We start from the raw sequence: 18045 nt of genomic DNA, 5'->3' as shown, positions 1-18045 counted from the left end.
TTCACCAATGGCCATCTGTTACTTATCGACATCAATCCATCATGGCGCGGTCTGCCATGACAGTGCAAGATTCATTTTAATAACGATAAAGCCGAATTATAAAAATTGCGCCCTTTATTTGCTCTGCTATTTTACTGTTTATACCCATACACTTGATATGCTGACAGTCGTTAAGCGTGCTACTTTATACCATATTAGCGGTATAACTTTAAGTGCTAGCAAGCATTAGATATATGGCGATTGGTTATAACCGTTATAACCAATCGCCTATATTCCTACTATTTACGCAAGCTTTTCTGCAACCCAAGCGCTTAGTGCACTGATAACGGTATTGATATTGGCAGATTTTGGCGCACCGCCTTGGGCATAATCAGGCTTACCGCCGCCTTTACCGCCAAGCTCGCTTGCCAAATGACGAATAATATCGCCCGCTTTGACGCGATCGGTCAGCGATTTGTCAACGCTTGCTGCCAGTGCCAGCTGCTCATCTTTATCGCCAATCAGCACGATGATGCTGTACGGCAGTTTTGATTTCACATCGTCTATCAAGGTACGAATGGATTTGCCATCAACGCCACTTAAAGTGCTAATAAGTACCGATGTACCAGCGATGGTCTGCACGTCATCAAGCAAGTTTGCCGCTTGGGCGCTAGCAATTTTTTGCTCTAAGCGTTCTAGTTGTTTTTCCAAATCACGCTGCTTATCTGCCATGGTGCGCACACGCTGTGCAACCTCTGGACGTTTGACTTTTAGCTGAGCTGCAAGCTCGCTTAGTTGCTGCTCGCTTTGCTGCATGTTTTTAATGGCATTCATCCCAGTGACCGCTTCAATACGGCGAATACCCGCAGCAATACCTGATTCACTGGTGATTTTTAACACCCCAATATCACCCGTACGCTGGACATGAAGGCCACCGCATAGCTCGATAGAGAACGGCTTGCGTTGACCATCAACGATGCTATCGGTACCCATGGTCAAAACGCGTACATCATTACCATATTTTTCGCCAAATAACGCCATCGCACCTTGTTTCATCGCTTCATCGATAGACATATGCTCGATACGGGCAGGGGTGTTGGCTTGAATTTGCTCATTGACAAGACGTTCGATACGGCTAATTTCAGCAGCGCTAACCGGTTTGTCATAAGAAAAGTCAAAACGTAATACTTCGCTTGAGACTAATGAGCCTTTTTGTGTGACTGCATCGCCCAGTACTTCTCTTAATGCCGCATGCAATAAATGCGTCGCCGAATGGTTTTTGGCACTCGCCGCACGAATGCTGGACAATACCTGCGCATCAGCCGTTTGCTGAGCGTTAATTTCGCCCATAGTGACCACGCCATAATGGATAATGGCTTGACCAGATTTTTTGGTGTCTTGCACTTCAAAAACACCTGTCGCTGTGCGAATTTCACCCAGCTCACCCACCTGACCACCGCCTTCAGCATAAAACGGGGTACGGTCAAGGACAATAACGCCTTCCATGCCTTCGGCCAAGCTCTCGGCTGGATTGCCGTCTTGATAAAGCGCATGGATGGTAACGCCGTCTTCTTCAAGCTGTTTGTAGCCGACAAAGGTCGTTGGGTTGTCTACTTGAATGACGCTACTATAATCAACGTCGAATTTGCCCGCATCACGCGCACGTTCACGCTGTGCTTGCATGTGCTCATCGAATTCTGCTTCATCAATCACAATGCCGCGCTCACGGGTGATATCAGCGGTCAAATCAACGGGGAAACCATAAGTATCATAAAGTTTAAATGCTGCTTCACCAGAGAGGGTATCGCCGTCTTGCAAGCCTTCAAGCTCGCTGGCAAGCAAGCGTAACCCTTGTGCTAAGGTTTTGGCAAATTGGGCTTCTTCTTTTTGAATGGCATTTTCAATCGCGCTTTGTTTGTCTTTTAGCTCGGGATAGGCGTCGCCCATCTCAGCAACCAAAGGCGCGACCATTTTATAAAAGAATTCACTGTCCGCACCAAGTTTATTGCCATGACGTACGGCACGGCGAATGATACGGCGCAGTACATAACCACGCCCTTCGTTACTAGGGGTTACGCCATCAGCAATCAAAAAGGCCACGGCACGAATATGGTCGGCGATGACTTTTAATGAGGATTGTTGCTCGTTTTCAATATCTAAAATCTTAGCCGCCGCATCCATTAGATGGATAAATAAATCTATCTCATAGTTGCCATGCACGCCTTGCATGATGGCGCTAATACGCTCAAGCCCCATGCCAGTATCGACGCTCGGCGCAGGTAGCGGCAGCATGGTACCGTCTTTTTGACGGTTAAACTGCATAAAGACGCAGTTCCAAATCTCGATATAGCGGTCGCCATCTTCTTCTGGCGTACCCGGCAATCCGCCTTCGATATCAGAGCCATGGTCATAAAAAACTTCGGTACAAGGGCCACAAGGACCGGTATCACCCATGGTCCAAAAGTTATCAGAGGCGTACGGTGCGCCTTTATTATCACCAATACGGATGATGCGCTCACTAGGCAAGCCAATGTCTTTATGCCAAATATCAAAGGCTTCATCATCAGTTTCATAAATGGTCACATACAAGCGGTCTTTATCGATTGCCAACCATTTATCGGAAGTTAAAAATTCCCAAATATAAGCAATACCCGCTTGCTTAAAATAATCGCCAAACGAGAAGTTGCCGAGCATCTCAAAAAACGTATGATGGCGCGCCGTATAACCGACATTATCCAAATCGTTGTGTTTACCACCGGCACGGACGCATTTTTGTGAGCTCACCGCACGCGTATAGTCGCGCGGCTCCATACCCAAAAAAGTCTCTTTAAACTGATTCATACCGGCATTGGTAAATAGCAATGTCGGGTCATTGTAGGGAATCAAGCTCGACGAGGCGACGGGGGTGTGCTGCTTGCTTATGAAAAAATCGATAAAAGCTTGACGAATATCGGCTGAGCGAAATGGCTGGCTCACAGCGGCTCCTTACTGACGAATGGTTTTATTAAATAGAATAAGTAAAATAATTTTGCAAGCGATTTTAGCACAAACGTACCAAGCGTGTTGAAGATTCATCAGCAAACGCAGCGGAAATAAGGCTTAATTTTCTTTATTAAGCAAGCGCTTGTATTAAGTGACTAGGATAAATTAAACCGCCAAACACATCAGTTGGTTAAAATGGTCACATCGGTTTTATCGAGCTTATCTTGAATAAGTGGATGCGACTCAATCACCTGCACGGGCATATAGCGTAGCTGTAAGCGTATCGGTAAATAGTCGGGAAAATTATCTGCCATATCTTGGCTAATAATCGCCTCAATTTGGCGGACGTCATAAAAGGTAGGGGTGGTCTCGCCGCGAATCACCGCGCGCACGACTTGATTGGTAGTGTCTTTATCGAACTGGGTATTGGTCAGCACGTTGCCCTTGTCGCTAAAATAGCTATTAATCGTCTCTTTGACGCTACTTTCAAACCCTTGCTGCTTGGCGTTGGTTTGTAGGTTGATGGTTAAATAGGTCCCTAAAACGCCCAATAACAATAACGTCACCGCATTACGCCGTAAAAAGGTCCAATAAGTACTTGATTTATAATCATCATCGACCAAGCGGCGAAAACCTAGTAGCCATAGTACCAAAGCGTTGGTAAATTGAATGGCGATAATATTGGTCAAGGCCAATAGCAGCGCGCCAAGTCCCATTTGCATCTCACCATTGGCAAATAATATCCCACTGGCGGCAAGCGGTGGCACCAATGCCGTAGCCACTGCGACCCCAACCACAGCGACCGATAGGTGCGGCGAAACCATCGCATAAGCACCTGCCGTACCACCAGCTAAAGCAATCATCAAATCCATCGAAGTTGGCTGCGTACGCGATAATATCTCAACAGTAAGTGGTTGATCTTTATGTAGCCAGCCGACGATGAAACCGACCAACACCACCAAAGAGATGCCAAGAAATACTGTAATAAGTGATTTTCGTAATAGCGGCATACGGTGGTCAATAATCGCCAACGCCACGCCAGTGATAGGACCGAGCATCATTGCTACCAGCATCGCGCCGATAACCACCGCCGCCGAATTGGTCACCAAACCATAGCTTGCGATGATAGCCGAGAGGATATTCATCACAAAATACATTTTACTCGGCAAGGCGTTGGCCTCAATCCGGACCCGTACTTCTGGATAGTCTACTTTTTTATTACTGAATTGCTCGGCGACAAACTGCTTATAAGACTCAAGTTTGGCTTCTTTTTTCTCTTTTTTCTCTTTGATCTCTTTGATCTCTTTGATCTCTTCATCTTCGCTATCTTCTACAGTGTCGTCTGCGTTGTTTTCGTCTTTCACCGTTCTACTTTTCACCGTTCTATCGCTGGTTTGGCTGCTATCTTGAACTTGAGTAACGTCCTGCTCGTTTTGCTTGCTATCTTCTTTTTCGTCCGTGTTTTCTATATTTAAACTTGGTTTTGAATCTTCTTGTAGGCTCTGTTTAGTGAGTGACTTATCAGGTTGGATATTGTTTGAATTTGTCTGGCTAGAGTCAGTCTTATCTGCTGGGCTGACCTCAGCTTTATCCTTCTCCTGAAAAAACGCTTCCGCTGTATCGGTAAAGTCAATGTCTGCATTATCATTTGTAAATTCATCAACAGGTTGAGAGTCGTCAACTTCTTCTGGCGTTTCTAAGGAAGCAACCACCACATCGGGTGCCACCGTTTCCATTTTGATGGTTGCCTCAGGCACCTGCGCATCTTTTGACGCTTCTGCTAATGCATTATCACTATTACTTTCGCTATGCGCCTGTGCTTCGATAACAGCCTCGTTGTCGATATTGTCAATGTTGTCAGTCTTACGCGTGGCTGCAAGCTCGCTAGCGTTTTGAGGGGTATTTATTGGCAGTGAGTCTTTATCGGTATCAGATGAGGTCATAAAAGAATGCTTTATTAAAGAACAAGGTTAGAAACAAGTAGGTAACTAAAATAAGTTAAACGCAGCAGGTTAAAAACTCCAAAACTAAAAAGTAGGAAGTCTACTATTGTAATGATAAATGTCCAATATCGTGTAAATTTCTTGTGCCTAAATAGAGGGAGATAAAAGACAGATAAGAGGATAGTTTGGCTATATTTTCAAGAGAAAAATGCCAAGTACAAATCAATAATTATAATATGGCTTTTAATATGAATCACTTGCTATAAATGGGCTGTGGGTCTATAAGAAAAGGCTTACTATTTGTGTGGATTTGGTGTATAAAGGTGTTATACCCACACAAAAAATGAGGAATAAATCATGAACTGGCCACTATTTTCTGTCATCTATTCAATAGCTGCAACCGTGACCGTCGGTGTATTAATGATTGCTGCTTTGGTCACAGGATTTAACCAAATCCCGCACATCCAAATGGCGGTTGCCGCAGGTATCATTGTATCCATTCCAGCTGCCTTATTTTTTACCAAAAAAGTGGGAAGTATCACGGGTAAGGAAGGTCATAAGGCTTAGGGCTACAAAGCTACGAATTTAAGACTAAGCCATTTCAAAAGCTGGCTATTTCAAAAGCTAGCAGTTTCAAAAGCCCGCCACCATAAAAATTAAAAATAAAGAAAGGCAGCTTAGCTTTAGAATTTATATAAAATAAAAAACAGCCCCTAAAAAGGAGCTGTTTTTTTATTGCTTATAAGGCGTGGTTATGCGTTTTCATTAATAACAACTATTTTAGCTCAACGGTGGCGCCATTTTCGATATTGGCATATACCTCTAACACATCCCAGTTGGTCAAACGGACGCAACCAGCGGATGCTTGGCGGCTGATACCTTCAGGTTTCGGTGAACCGTGTAGACCATAAGATGGCTTAGACAAGCCCATCCATACCACACCGACAGGGCTGTTTGGACCTGGTGGTAGCATATGTACTTGTTTGTCTGACCCTTTACCAACGGTCGCTTTATACCACGGCATTTTTACTTTATTAATGATTTTAAACGTGCCTTGCGGTGATGGCGTCGCATCACTTCCGACTGTTGTTGGATAAGTGGCGACCAGTTTATCACCGTTATAAGCATAAAGGGTTTTGTCGGCTTTATTGGCAACGACGCGATTAATCCGCTGTTTGAGTGGATCGCGCGTATTTAAAACGGTGATGGTTTCGCCAGCTTTATACTGTTTGTTTTTATTCAACTTGTCTAAATAGCGCACGTCCATATGGAAACGCTCACCTAACATCTCTTTGATGTCCTGATAATATAAGCCTTTCATTTTCGACTTAGCCTCTGCGCCTGCAGGCGTGGTAGCAAAGTTGGTTTTTACATCATCTTCGGTGATGGTATAAGTCACTAGCACTGGCTTATTGGCTGGGATATTTTTATTCAAAGCGTCCCATGTTTTTTGATCCATTTTACCAGTTGCAGGCAAGCCTTTCATGGTTTGGAAGTTAATCAGTGCCTTTTTACTGTTCATACCCCAGCCGCCATCAATAGCGCCCGGTGAGGCATGATTCCAATCCAACAACGCCTGCATTTTGATGGTCATTGCGGAGTTGACCTTCATGTTCGGTGTCCAAGTGGCACCGTTGACTTGTTTGGCATAATTAGACAGGTTTAGCGTGGTATATTTTTTACCATCGACATCTTCGATACTTTTGATAGAAGTATCGGCTGGGCGGTTATTGGCTATTGCTGCACTAGGAGCGGCAACAGCTTGGCCATCACTGATGTCATCGGTGCTATCAGACTGTACATCTTTACGCGCTAGCTCTTCGACACTCATATTATCGGCGCTGACGCTTTGTTGCTCATCTGCTTGTTGCGCGTCATTGTCGTCTTCGTCAGCTTCCTGTTTTTCATCAATCAGCTGCGTCATACGATCAGGCGATTTAGGCTTTAAAGCAGACGTGGCTACGGCAGGCGCGCGACTATCGAGTGAACTGCTGCGGTTTTCTTGCACGTTAAGGCTGACTTTTTTCGCCAAACTAGGCATTGGCATTGAGTCAGCTTTACGTACTGGTAGAGTGCGCGTATTGTCGGCAGGGGCAGCAACAGCGCTGACACTGGCACTAACAATCGCAATAGATATAGCGGTGATAAGGGGCTTCATTTTCATCATATTGGCTTACTTATGGTTATAACTAATGCGGCTATTATGCGCATAATTTGGACGCTTCGCAAACTTTTGACACATCTTTTTTCGTTTAGGGCTTGCTAAACGTCAACAGTTGACGTATTCACTACAGTTGGGAAATAATTTAGTCATGCTAGTTATAAAGGAGCATTCACATTTGGTTAGAGTCTTGCTTATTTGCTTTATCGTTAAATGCTAGAGTGATAAGAGGTTAATGATACATTTACCTATCATAAAAGTTGCCTTATTTATTTGCAGTAGCTTTTTGCGCTAAAAAATACAGCCATTGGCGCAGCGCAAGGTTTACGTCTATAATGTATGACAAGTTTTTATTTAATAAATCGGCTGTTAAAAGTCAGCGATTTAATCCATCCGCATGTCGTCGATACGCGTGCAATCAGTAAGGTGTGATATGTCAGAAGACCAAACCATGAGCGCAGAAGAGTTTCAAAATCAGTACTTTGCTGATGAGTCGCAAGGCTTAGGTGATGAGATGACCTACAATTTGGAGTCAGAGCTGCTCGGTGAAGACGATGAGTTTGCCAATCTGCGTGCAGAGCTTGCAGAGGCGCGTGAGCAACTGGTCAGTATCCGTGATTTTATTCGTTTTGCGGTCACACAGCTGCGCAACTATGACGTGGTCGTCGCTCAAGGAACGACGGATGAATTTGCCGAAGCGTCGGCGATTGTGTTGCACACGCTGTCCTTAGATTGGGCAGCCAATGATCAGATTCTCGATTGCCGTTTAACCACTTCAGAAAAGCAGCAGGTACTGGGCTTATTAGAAGAGCGTATCGCTGAGCGTAAGCCGTTGAGTTATCTCATTAATTTATCGTATTTCTGTGACCTGCCTTTTTATGTCGATGAGCGCGTCCTAATTCCGCGCTCACCAATCGCCGAGCTGATTCGTCAGCAGTTCCATCCGTACTTCGATGTTAATGAGTTGGCAAAGCCGCTCGGTATGAGTATGAACAATCAAGCTGCCGCCTTCTTTGACCATGGTTTAGAGATTAAGCAGTTGGCGCAGCCTGAGCGTATTTTGGATTTGTGCACCGGTTCTGGTTGTATCGCTATTGCGCTTGCCACCCGCTTTGTTGATGCCTTAGTCGATGCGGTTGATATTGATAAAGGAGCGCTAGAAGTTGCGATGGTCAATGTCGATCATCATGACTTAGGTCATCAAGTTAATGTGATTGAGTCTGACTTATTTGCCAAGATTCCTGCTGAGCATCAATATGAGCTAATCGTTACCAATCCTCCTTATGTCGATGCCGCGATTATGGCCGATTTGCCACCAGAGTTTTTATATGAGCCAGAACATGCGCTCGCTGCTGGTCAGGACGGACTAGATTTGGTACATCGTATCTTGTTTGAAGCGCCAGATTATCTTAGCCCTGAAGGGTTGCTGGTCTGTGAAGTCGGCGATAGTGAATGGGCGTTAAAGCAAGCGTATCCTGAAATCCAATTTGATTGGTTGAAATTCGCTCACGGTGGTCATGGTATTTTTGCTATTACCTATGACGAGCTTATGACTCATCGTCAATTATTTACCGCTTATGTGCAATTATTAGATGGTAATCAATAAAGTAAAATTGACACTGACACTAAATTAAAAAACGGCAATTAAAAAGCAGCAATTAAAAAATCGACTTCATTTGTTTAAGGATAAATATGGCTGGCAATAGTATTGGACAGGTTTTCACCGTAACGACGTGCGGTGAGTCGCATGGTGCAGGCCTGATGGCTATCGTCGATGGCGTTCCGCCAGGTTTAGAATTGTGCGAAGCAGATTTGCAGATAGATTTGGATCGCCGTAAGCCTGGAACGTCTAAATACTCAACCCAGCGCCGCGAGTCTGATGAAGTCGAGATTATCTCTGGGGTATTTGAAGGTAAGACCACGGGCACCTCGATTGGGCTTTTAATTCGTAATACCAATCAAAAATCAAAAGACTATAGTGAAATAAAAGACACTTTTCGCCCCGGTCATGCCGATTATACCTATAGTATGAAATACGGCTTTCGCGATTATCGCGGCGGCGGGCGTTCATCAGCCCGTGAAACGGCTATGCGGGTGGCGGCAGGTGCCATCGCTAAAAAATATTTGCATGAGCGCTTAGGCGTACAAGTGCGCGGACATGTTACCCAAATTGGCTCGGAATACAGTCAAGTGCTAGACCCGAGTCAAATTGACTGGGATTTTGTCAATAGCAATCCGTTTTTTTGTGCGGATAAAGAAGCGGTCAGCCGCTTTGAAGTCTTGATAGACAGCTTGCGCCGTGAAGGCACGAGTTGCGGAGCACGTTTGGAGATTATCGCAAGCGGCGTGCCCGTCGGATTGGGTGAACCGGTATTTGACCGCCTAGACGCTGATATTGCCCACGCGATGATGAGTATTAATGCCGTCAAAGGCGTAGAGGTCGGTGATGGTATGGCGGTAGCTGGACAGTTTGGTCATCGCTCACGTGATGAGATGACCCCTGGTGGTTTTACGGCCAATCATGCGGGTGGCATCTTGGGTGGTATCTCATCAGGCCAAGACATCCGCGTTAGTATTGCCTTGAAGCCAACCTCTAGTATCACCACGGCTGGCAAGAGTATCAACACAGAGGGTGAAGCGATTGAGATGCTGACTAAAGGGCGCCATGACCCTTGCGTGGGTGTACGCGCGACCCCCATTGCTGAAGCGATGCTAGCGATTGTGTTACTCGATCACTATCTGCGCCATCGCGGTCAAAATGTCGATGTTAAGCTGCCAGTGCAGTCGATTACTTAAATTTTCTACCATCTATTTATTTGCCCTTTGCCGCATCTACTGCTGTTCTATTAGATACGTTAGAGGGTTTTTTTATGCATGCCTAAAAAGTTAAGTAGGTAAGTTATAAACTCTATTTAAATACGGTATGTCTTGCTTAATAAAACAAACAAATCTGGTTTTATTTATCAGTTGAAGGAACTTAAACACATGAGTAACTATTTAGATGCTGTTATTGTTGAACATAATCCTACAAACAAAGTGATTGACCGAGCCGTCATTTGGCTGCATGGCTTGGGTGCTAGCGGTCATGACTTTGAGCCAGTTGTACCACAGTTAGGTCTTGCGGATGACATGGCAGTACGTTTTATCTTTCCGCATGCGCCTAATCGTCCAGTGACGGTTAATGGTGGTATGGTCATGCCCGCATGGTATGACATCTTAGAAATGAGCCTTGAACGTAAAGTCGATATCGCTCAAATCGAAGAATCTTCTCAGCAAATCCATGACTTGATTGCTCGTGAAATCGAGCGCGGTGTTAAGCCTGAGCATATTGTCATTGCGGGATTTTCGCAGGGCGGGGCAGTGGCGTATCATGTGGCACTTGGCTATCCACAGCGCTTAGCAGGCTTGATGGCGCTGTCTACCTATCTGGCGACCAATGACCATATCAACTATAACGCCGCCAACAAAGACATGCCGATATTGATTGAACACGGTACGCATGACCCCGTCGTGCCTGTGGTTCTAGGCGAGCAAGCACAAAATTTGTTATCGGAGAAAGGCTATAGTGTCGTTTACCATACCTACCCGATGGCGCATCAAGTTTGTATGCCGCAAATTCAAAATATTGGCCAATGGATGAATAAAGTTTTGGCTTAGATAATTGAGCTGTAACTTAATGTAATACAGAAGGTTTTTAGGTTGAAAACTGATAGGCAGGTACTATATAATAGTCAGTCTTATTGGGGATGTTCTGGCTTCGACGCTGGTGATGAAACTCAATGATGCATGTCGAGAGTGTATGTCCTCTCGTTAATCAAACATATATTGTTATAGTCGCAAACGACGAAACTTACGCTCTAGCAGCTTAAACCCTGCTTACTTGGTTGCTGATCACCTACAGTTGGTCAACTAAGTTGAAGCGTCCGCATGTAGGCTCGCCACAAGTGATTGTCTCAATCGCTTGGGTTCAAAAGTAGAGAATCGTCCAATCCATCCTGACTGTCGGATCGGTGCGGATTAAAACTAAAGACAGAAACTAAACATGTAGATTCATGAGCGTAATGCTGGCGGACGCGGGTTCAACTCCCGCCATCTCCACCAAATATTTTAAATAAAGTCAGTCACTTAGGTGGCTGGCTTTTTTTATGACATCATTTTGACATCATTGGCTGGCAAGACGATGCACTATCTTTAATTGAACGGTGATTCCAAGTTTACTATTAAGTCAAAAGATTATTGACTAAGTAATAAAAAACCCACTGTGAGGTGGGTTTCTGGTTTTTACTATTAAAATTAGGCCATCTTCAATCTTTCATGTTCAAGGCTATCAAAGTGTGATGAGGTAATAAACAGCTCGTTACCAATTCTTTTCTTTGCGGCACTGTAGTTGATATCAAACTGATACTGCGCAAACTCTTTGTATAACTCACTAATTTCAGGGGTGTTGTCGTAAGTAAGCAACCACGGCAAGTTCGTTTTGGCCAATTTTTCAGAAACGGCCGCATGGTCTTCATGATTATAGAAATTAGTGTATAAAGATTGACCTTTATTATAGTACGGAGGGTCTACCATAAGCAGTGGCTTGGTTAGTCTAAGACTCTCTAGCCTCTCAATGAATTCGATTGCATCCATATTGTAAATATGAATCTTATCTTTAATCGCAGCAATCTGGTAAACTTTTTTTATTAAAGCTACCTTGTTGAAGCGGCAATCCATTCTATACGCACCATCTTGCTTTTTTCCGCCTATTACTCCAGCTTTAATGATACCAGATCGATTGGTACGGTTAAGGAAGAGGGTAGAGAATGCAAGCTCTAAAGGATCCACAGTACCTTTAATATCCTGTATGGCTTTTTGTTTATACCACTCGTCCATATCAATTTTGGCCAAACTAATAAGACTAGCAAGCTCTTCTGGTTGATTAACTATACAGTTCCATAATGAGGAGATTGATTGATCAATATCATTGAGGTGCAGCTCTTCAACCACATTGTTCGTTAATAGCCTTAGAGCAAGGCCACAGCCTCCAGCATAAGGCTCAGCATATTGGCACAAATCCATATCATGGCTCGCAATAACATCACGAGTCATATCGTAAATACTAGCTTTGCCACCTGGGTAGCGGAGCGGTGAAAGTGAGCGTTTCATAAAGAACCAGAGTTAGTTTCAGTCAATCTTAGCAGAAGGCTTTAAAATTGGCCAATTTTGTTTATTTTATTTCATTTAAGATATATTGAATGATTGGCTCGATATTCATCCAGTCTATTTTCAACTCACTTGCCTTAGGGTATGCTCCTGCATGGGCGTTCATACCTAGCGATGCTGGTGATAAAGCCGAGCTCTTATTCTCTTGCAAGAATTTCAGGGATTTCAATGAAGCTCGTTGTATTTGATTTAATTTTTCCATATTTTCTTCACTATTAAGATACTTATAAATTTCTAAAATTGCATAATCTAACTTTGCTCTACTAGTATCTTTGCCATTGATGCTACTTAAGTAAAATTTCAATATATATTCCATAAATAGACGCGTAACGATAGCGCAAGACATAGGGAATTCATTTACATCAATTTTCTTTAGTTCGTGAAATATAGTTACTAATATTTGATGAGATGTTTTGCAGTAAAAATCATTGGTGAATATGTACTTTCTATCGTTAGGGTTCTTTGAGGACCTCTGTCTAATGGAAGTGTTTAACTTCTCTTTTTGTTTTAATGCGTCTTGCCCGTTAATATTAGCATCGCTTGAATCATTACTATTTTGATGGGCTTCTATGTCAACCGCAGCTTCAGTATCATTCTTTTCGTAATCATCAACATTAACATCTTGTTCTAGTTTATTTAAAGTATAACTATCCACCCTCTCTACTTCTTTTAGATAGGTATTGTAAAGATAGTTTCCATATTTTATGTAATCATTCTTATTCGATCTAGAGCTGACGGCCTTGTTATTTTTGTCTGCCACATCGAAAATAAACTTCTCTAATACTAAGATAAAATCTTCTTTAGGTATGTCAATGACTATTGCCAAATCCTTAGTATTAGACCTAAGCCCTATAGAGTTCCTAAAAGCTGGATTAGCTAAAAATCTTGTAACCGTGGTTAGTATTCCTTCTATCTCAGCTTCTTTTATATCATTTTTCTTAGCAAAATCGATAATGCTCACAGCTAATGTATTGTTGTTCGAGCGCCCACCTTCGAACCTTGTTTTTTGTTCTGCGCTCCAATGCTTGGTGCCAATCCCATTTTGTTGGCCACTATGCTTTCTTTCTAACCATTTCCTTGCGTCTTCTCGCTTATCAAACACTTCGCACTCAACATCTAAAATCTTAGTGTTGTGTTCTTTTAAAATATCCTTAATTCTTTGTGAGTATAACGGTAATAAATCAGGGTTTTTTAGAAGCTTGAGAGCACTTACCCTTCTATTACCTTCAAGAACAATATACTCTGAGCCGTCTTTACAAACAGCAATATCCTCAATGGGGCTAAGCCAGTTTTTTGCTATATCTTCTAATAAAGCCATACTTTGCTGTTGGAGTATCATGTACTCTATGATTGATATCTCACTGTCCATTGAGTTGGGCAGCCTAGGGTTTTTATAGTCAAGCACTAAGCTTTCAATTTTAATTTTTCTTTTCATTGCAGTCCCTATGATAAATGATTTTATTTTTAAGATATAAAATAATAAATTTCCTGCCTAACTAACTTTAGTAAAACCTTGCTGCTCATCACACAAGCTCAACCCAACCTTCACAGCTTCACTCAAGTCAGCACCTTTCTTAATACTATAAGGCACATTCGGCTTCATACCATCGCGCTTCAAAGCCTTAGCAGCGGCCTTATTAAGCGGCGTACCAATAGACGAGTCTTTACTGTAGCCCGCAGGTTCAAAATACACCTCAATACCAAAATCAGGGTAGTAGACACACAATATCTCGCCTGATGTGGTGAAAGGGTAAGGCGTCTTATGATCAACGCCCCAAAACACCTCATGCACCACAGCATTACCAGAAACGAACTTACTAGCGTAACTTCTATCTTGGGAAGGGGTACAGGCAGTTACGGTCGAAAGTAAGACGGCACCAATTAACCACCTGGGCATATTGATTCGCATGGTACTCCGTCCTTATCTCGATCTAATCGAGTGTTGCCACACTTCAGAGCTTGCTTAGCCTGCTCACAGTTAGCCATTTGGCCGCAAGTACTAGGTAAGCCTTTACACTGCGAACCGCCAGCACCTTTGGTAAATAGTGGGTGATCAACTTCGACAGACTCTTTTAAAACTGTATTGCTTTGGAACGGATTATCTACTGTTTTAATTGCAGCGTTAGTTGAAAGTGCGAAGATAGATAGCACAGAGGCTAGCATTAGTTTTTTCATGCGGAAATTACCTTTCTATTAATTATACTGACAACTATGAGTTTTTCGTGATAATAAAGAAAAAAATATTAATCAACTTTAACTTATTAGTAATTATTGAGCAATGTAATAAACAACTATAGTTTACGATAAGCTAATAAATATAGTTGTGTAAATGCAGATGATAGGAAATTTCACGAACATCAGGATCGCATTTGAGATGCGATCCTATAAAACTCATGCAGTAGGATTAAAGGCTTTTTGGTAAAACGGTGGGATGGCGAGAGGATATTAATCAGTTGTGAGCTTCGATATCTCAATTTTGTTTTGATCACCATGCAGCCAACGGCCATAACGCTTAATAAGCATTTGCAAGCTATGACCCAATTGGTTGGCAACAAATACTGGATTAACATCAGACATGAGCAACATCGTGGCATAGGTGTGCCTGGCATTATATGCAGGGCGATGTCTTACTCTCGTAGACTTCATTGCTTCAATCAACCGCATGCGGGCAGGCTTCTCATTGTAGAAAGGCTCGTTAGTTTCTGGGCATATCATCACATAGTCATCACTGAGCTTCATAGCGTCCAGTGCTTCGAATGCACGCTTCGAGCGGTCATTCAAATATACTTCACGTGCTGTATGAGTTTTGGTGACTTGCTTCTCAACACCACGTACACGGCTTTTATTAATAATCACTGAGCCATTAAACCAGTCGATATCTTTCCATCTTAGAGCGTTCAGCTCACTAGGACGACATCCAGTCCAAAACGCTACTTCAAAATACCAATAATAAAAATGGTCTTTATCGGTCAAATTTTTATCCAACCAGTTTAATAGCGCATTCATTTCATCGCGGGTGAATGGGTCCGGTAGTCCTGATTGTACTTTTTTATTCTTGATCATCGCCATTGGGTTTTCTGCTGGCGTGATAAGACGCAGTTCAATTGCTTTTTCAAATACGCCGCGCAGTGGTACCAGGCAATTATTAAATGTCTTGTCGGACTTGAAGTCGATGTCAGAGATGATGTCACGTATTAGATCAGAGGTTATTTGATGTATTGGCATGAGCGCCATGTCTGGCATCCAGTGCTTATTTAGTGCACTGACATAATCCTTTTTAGAATCCATGTTGGCTTCGCAGTGCTTCAAATACTTTTGAGCGACTTCTTGGAACAAGGCGCCATCACCGACGATGACGCTATCATCATTAACCAATTCACCTTTTGCGCTGGCAAGGTCTGCTTCTGTGAGCACGCCCCATTCAGCTTTGGTGATTAGGTCACGTCTAATTTTAGCAGCTGCCTTGATGCCCTCCGCAGTGATGGGGTGTGGGAGCGTGACGTGATAGGACTTACCATCTCGTCTAAAGTAGATCTGGATACGCCCCGATCTAAGCCGGACGCCCTCCGGTAACGTTGCTCTGCTTGTTGAGTCATCCACTTGTTATATCCTCTTATTGAGTAATATAGGTTACCAGCTTCCTTCATCCAAACAACGTTTTCTGGCCACTCTCGCTTACGGTGAGTAAGCTTTTGCTCGTCTATGCCAGTTAGAGCAGCAAATTGTTTGGCATCTACCCAGTCGAGCGGGGTGAGGCCTAACTGGTGAAGAGTATTTAAGGTGTCGTTATCCATGACTATCTCCGTCCTTCAAAGTTATTTTGGCAATCAAAGCAGCGCTTAACACCACCAATGGCACGTCGCTTACTTGGTATTTCTTCGCCACATTCTTGGCACTCGATTAATGATGCAATGTCAAACGTTGGCAGTACGCGCAGGCGAGCTTGCATTTCAGCATCTATGCGTTCGCTTGCTAGGTCGATATCATCAGCCATATCTCAATCCTTAAGCTATTTCAAACAAATCAGGCTGAGCCATGATTGCTGGTTTAATTTTTGGCTTGGTACTTACAGCCGATAGGTCAGGGCAGAACGTCTTGCGGCAATACTCAAAAGTTTCTTCAAGCGATAGCTCATTACTTAGTAATTTTGCCAACTGTTCGCCATTAGGGTGAAGTATCCCGGTAGCATCTACGCCGTTTATATAAAGCGATATAAATACATTCGTTTCAGTTAAAGACATCAGCAGGCTCTCAACGCTGTACTTTGAGTTAAAACGCTTTAGCCATATCGTCTTGTCATGCTTGCTACCAAACAAACCGCGCTTGGTTCTGCTTGCATCCCATTTATAAACAACGCCGCTTGGCATCGTTACTGCATTCTCAAAAGAGCTTTTCATAATCTTAAGGTCCCTAAGCGTTTGATAGGTTTCTTAACCATCGAATTAAGCGCCTCTGTGAGCATGATGGCTTTGTTTAAATTTGGGTCGCTGGTATTGGCTTTATTGTTATGATTAATCACCAGGCTTATCGATTCAGGCACACAAACAAGGTTATCGATATCGACGTTATCTGAATTACCGTCAGCAAACGCAATCATAAAACCTTCAGGTACCTTCTTGCCGTGATGACGCTCCCAAGTAAACCGATGCAATGTCTGCCACTGGGTCGCGTTTATCTTTATTCTTAAAAACCTACCATGACGCTTAATCGTGCCAACAGGCTTACGGTTGCGGATAAGGTCGTCCATATAAAGCCCTTTACGCTGACAGTAGCCATTCATTTGCATAATAGAGATAGACTTACCAAATCGTTTATTAAACGTCGCAGTCAGCTCATTACGTGGCGTATCTAACTGATGCTTTGCTATCCAGTCATATTCAGGCCCATCAGTAATCATTGTGCGAATGACTCTATTCAAACCACTGCGCTTGGTGTAGCTGCGTACTTTTTCAACACTTAGGTTGTGACCGAACTTATCATTGAGCATGGCTGTCAGTTGGGCACGAGTGATATGAGCTTGATGCTTTACCATGAAGTCATGCTCCGCTGGCGTGACATTCCATCTTTTGCTACTCATTACGATCACCATTACTGCTTTGTAGCGCTTTACTTGACTTACCAACGCTCAGCATTTCAGCACTAACAATCACATCTGCGCCTGTTTGATGGGCAAACTTGCCAGCGTCAAGGCTCAAGCGGTAGATATCAACGACTTGCTTGCTTACCGCGGTTAGCTGGCGTGTCTGCTCATTGATGGCTTTTAATTCATCCTTAGAGGGATTGTCCGACATGATGTTATTCATCTGCAGCTCAAGGTTGCTTATAAGCTTGTGAAGGGTACTCATCATTCTCTCCCGTACGCTTTGGCTATGAAGCCATTGGCATAACTTGCCGTCTTGGCTTCAGTCGATGCTTCGTAAACATCTTCAACTTCATCATCAAAGCCGTTCATCGGGTCGGTGACATAGTTGCCATCGTCGTTAGGTAGTGACGCCTTATGTTCAGCAATCAGCGCGTCGTGTCCTGCTTGCGAGCGGTCAAAAGCATCTCCTATCACGCCAGCGACTGCCGAAACAGTATTAAGTGCAATAACAAGTAGCGCCATTAATCCAATTGCTGCGAGCATGTTCTTTGCAAGTTTCATAATAATTACTCTGTGTCGTTATGATGAATACTAATTTAGCATATGCTAAATAATTAGCAAGTGCTAAATGTAATATAATGTAAATTTTTATGAGATAGGCAGATTTTAGGCAATAAAAAACCGCCCAAAAG

Annotated in this window: 17 protein-coding genes and 1 other RNA gene; 5 read left to right on the top strand and 13 right to left on the bottom strand. The window is 43.2% G+C overall.

Going from position 1 to position 18045, the window contains the following annotated elements:
* Positions 1-282: 282 nt before the first annotated feature.
* Together alaS and AB8P72_RS09060 are read right to left on the bottom strand one after the other, a co-directional pair.
* Positions 283-2955 carry an alanine--tRNA ligase gene (gene alaS / locus AB8P72_RS09065; RefSeq protein WP_198329136.1) on the bottom strand — a complete coding sequence of 891 codons (2673 nt, stop codon included), beginning with the start codon at positions 2953-2955 and terminating at the stop codon, positions 283-285.
* Between the two features lie 188 nt (positions 2956-3143).
* Positions 3144-4904, bottom strand: a complete 1761-nt coding sequence (locus tag AB8P72_RS09060) for a TIGR00341 family protein (protein WP_369957663.1) — start codon at positions 4902-4904, stop codon at positions 3144-3146.
* Between the two features lie 357 nt (positions 4905-5261).
* Between AB8P72_RS09060 and AB8P72_RS09055 the strand changes: the two genes are divergently transcribed.
* Positions 5262-5471, top strand: a complete 210-nt coding sequence (locus AB8P72_RS09055; protein WP_068404450.1) for a hypothetical protein — start codon at positions 5262-5264, stop codon at positions 5469-5471.
* A gap of 208 nt (positions 5472-5679) precedes the next feature.
* Here AB8P72_RS09055 and AB8P72_RS09050 read toward each other — a convergent pair whose 3' ends face one another.
* Entirely contained in the window at positions 5680-7071 is a 1392-nt protein-coding gene (locus AB8P72_RS09050) for a L,D-transpeptidase family protein (RefSeq protein ID WP_369957662.1), read from the bottom strand.
* A 427-nt stretch (positions 7072-7498) separates the two neighbouring features.
* On the opposite strand from AB8P72_RS09050, the gene prmB reads away from it, so the two are divergent.
* The 4 genes from prmB to ssrA all read left to right on the top strand — a co-directional run bounded on the left by prmB (position 7499) and on the right by ssrA (position 11166).
* Positions 7499-8671, top strand: coding sequence for a 50S ribosomal protein L3 N(5)-glutamine methyltransferase (gene prmB, locus AB8P72_RS09045; RefSeq protein WP_198329134.1), 1173 nt, complete (start codon positions 7499-7501; stop codon positions 8669-8671).
* An 86-nt stretch (positions 8672-8757) separates the two neighbouring features.
* Positions 8758-9861 carry a chorismate synthase gene (aroC, locus tag AB8P72_RS09040; RefSeq protein ID WP_068404446.1) on the top strand — a complete coding sequence of 368 codons (1104 nt, stop codon included), beginning with the start codon at positions 8758-8760 and terminating at the stop codon, positions 9859-9861.
* 189 nt (positions 9862-10050) lie between these two features.
* Positions 10051-10722 (top strand): alpha/beta hydrolase, encoded by a 672-nt coding sequence (locus tag AB8P72_RS09035; protein ID WP_068404444.1) that lies wholly within the window; start codon positions 10051-10053, stop codon positions 10720-10722.
* A gap of 85 nt (positions 10723-10807) precedes the next feature.
* Positions 10808-11166: a transfer-messenger RNA gene (ssrA, locus tag AB8P72_RS09030) on the top strand.
* A gap of 192 nt (positions 11167-11358) precedes the next feature.
* On the opposite strand, the gene AB8P72_RS09025 is transcribed toward ssrA, so the two are convergent.
* The 10 genes from AB8P72_RS09025 to AB8P72_RS08980 form a co-directional block, all read right to left on the bottom strand.
* Positions 11359-12213: a DNA adenine methylase gene (locus AB8P72_RS09025; protein ID WP_369957661.1), complete on the bottom strand. Its 855-nt coding sequence runs from the start codon at positions 12211-12213 to the stop codon at positions 11359-11361.
* 61 nt (positions 12214-12274) lie between these two features.
* A complete protein-coding gene (locus AB8P72_RS09020; protein ID WP_369957660.1) occupies positions 12275-13705 on the bottom strand; it encodes a hypothetical protein in 1431 nt (476 codons plus the stop codon).
* Positions 13706-13762: 57 nt separating this feature from the next.
* Positions 13763-14179: a hypothetical protein gene (locus tag AB8P72_RS09015; protein WP_369957659.1), complete on the bottom strand. Its 417-nt coding sequence runs from the start codon at positions 14177-14179 to the stop codon at positions 13763-13765.
* Positions 14152-14256 carry an excalibur calcium-binding domain-containing protein gene (locus AB8P72_RS09010; RefSeq protein WP_201627429.1) on the bottom strand — a complete coding sequence of 35 codons (105 nt, stop codon included), beginning with the start codon at positions 14254-14256 and terminating at the stop codon, positions 14152-14154. Before AB8P72_RS09010 ends, AB8P72_RS09015 begins: the two co-directional genes overlap by 28 nt.
* Before the next feature lie 459 nt (positions 14257-14715).
* Positions 14716-15870, bottom strand: a complete 1155-nt coding sequence (locus tag AB8P72_RS09005; protein ID WP_369957658.1) for a tyrosine-type recombinase/integrase — start codon at positions 15868-15870, stop codon at positions 14716-14718.
* 196 nt (positions 15871-16066) lie between these two features.
* Positions 16067-16264, bottom strand: coding sequence for a TraR/DksA C4-type zinc finger protein (locus AB8P72_RS09000; RefSeq protein WP_298908394.1), 198 nt, complete (start codon positions 16262-16264; stop codon positions 16067-16069).
* Positions 16265-16274: 10 nt separating this feature from the next.
* Positions 16275-16667, bottom strand: coding sequence for a hypothetical protein (locus AB8P72_RS08995; RefSeq protein WP_369957657.1), 393 nt, complete (start codon positions 16665-16667; stop codon positions 16275-16277).
* Entirely contained in the window at positions 16664-17347 is a 684-nt protein-coding gene (locus tag AB8P72_RS08990; RefSeq protein WP_369957656.1) for an HNH endonuclease signature motif containing protein, read from the bottom strand. Before AB8P72_RS08990 ends, AB8P72_RS08995 begins: the two co-directional genes overlap by 4 nt.
* On the bottom strand, positions 17340-17615 hold the full coding sequence (locus tag AB8P72_RS08985; protein WP_369957655.1) for a hypothetical protein: 276 nt from the start codon (positions 17613-17615) through the stop codon (positions 17340-17342). Before AB8P72_RS08985 ends, AB8P72_RS08990 begins: the two co-directional genes overlap by 8 nt.
* On the bottom strand, positions 17615-17914 hold the full coding sequence (locus tag AB8P72_RS08980) for a hypothetical protein (protein ID WP_369957654.1): 300 nt from the start codon (positions 17912-17914) through the stop codon (positions 17615-17617). The genes AB8P72_RS08985 and AB8P72_RS08980 overlap by 1 nt, the downstream gene beginning before the upstream one ends.
* Positions 17915-18045 lie beyond the last annotated feature (131 nt).

Origin of the sequence: Psychrobacter sp. CLB018 (genome assembly GCF_041222815.1) — a bacterium.
Lineage (GTDB): Bacteria > Pseudomonadota > Gammaproteobacteria > Pseudomonadales > Moraxellaceae > Psychrobacter > Psychrobacter faecalis.
The sequence above is the reverse complement of the archived record's forward strand: the minus strand, read 5'-3'. Positions and strand labels throughout refer to the sequence as shown.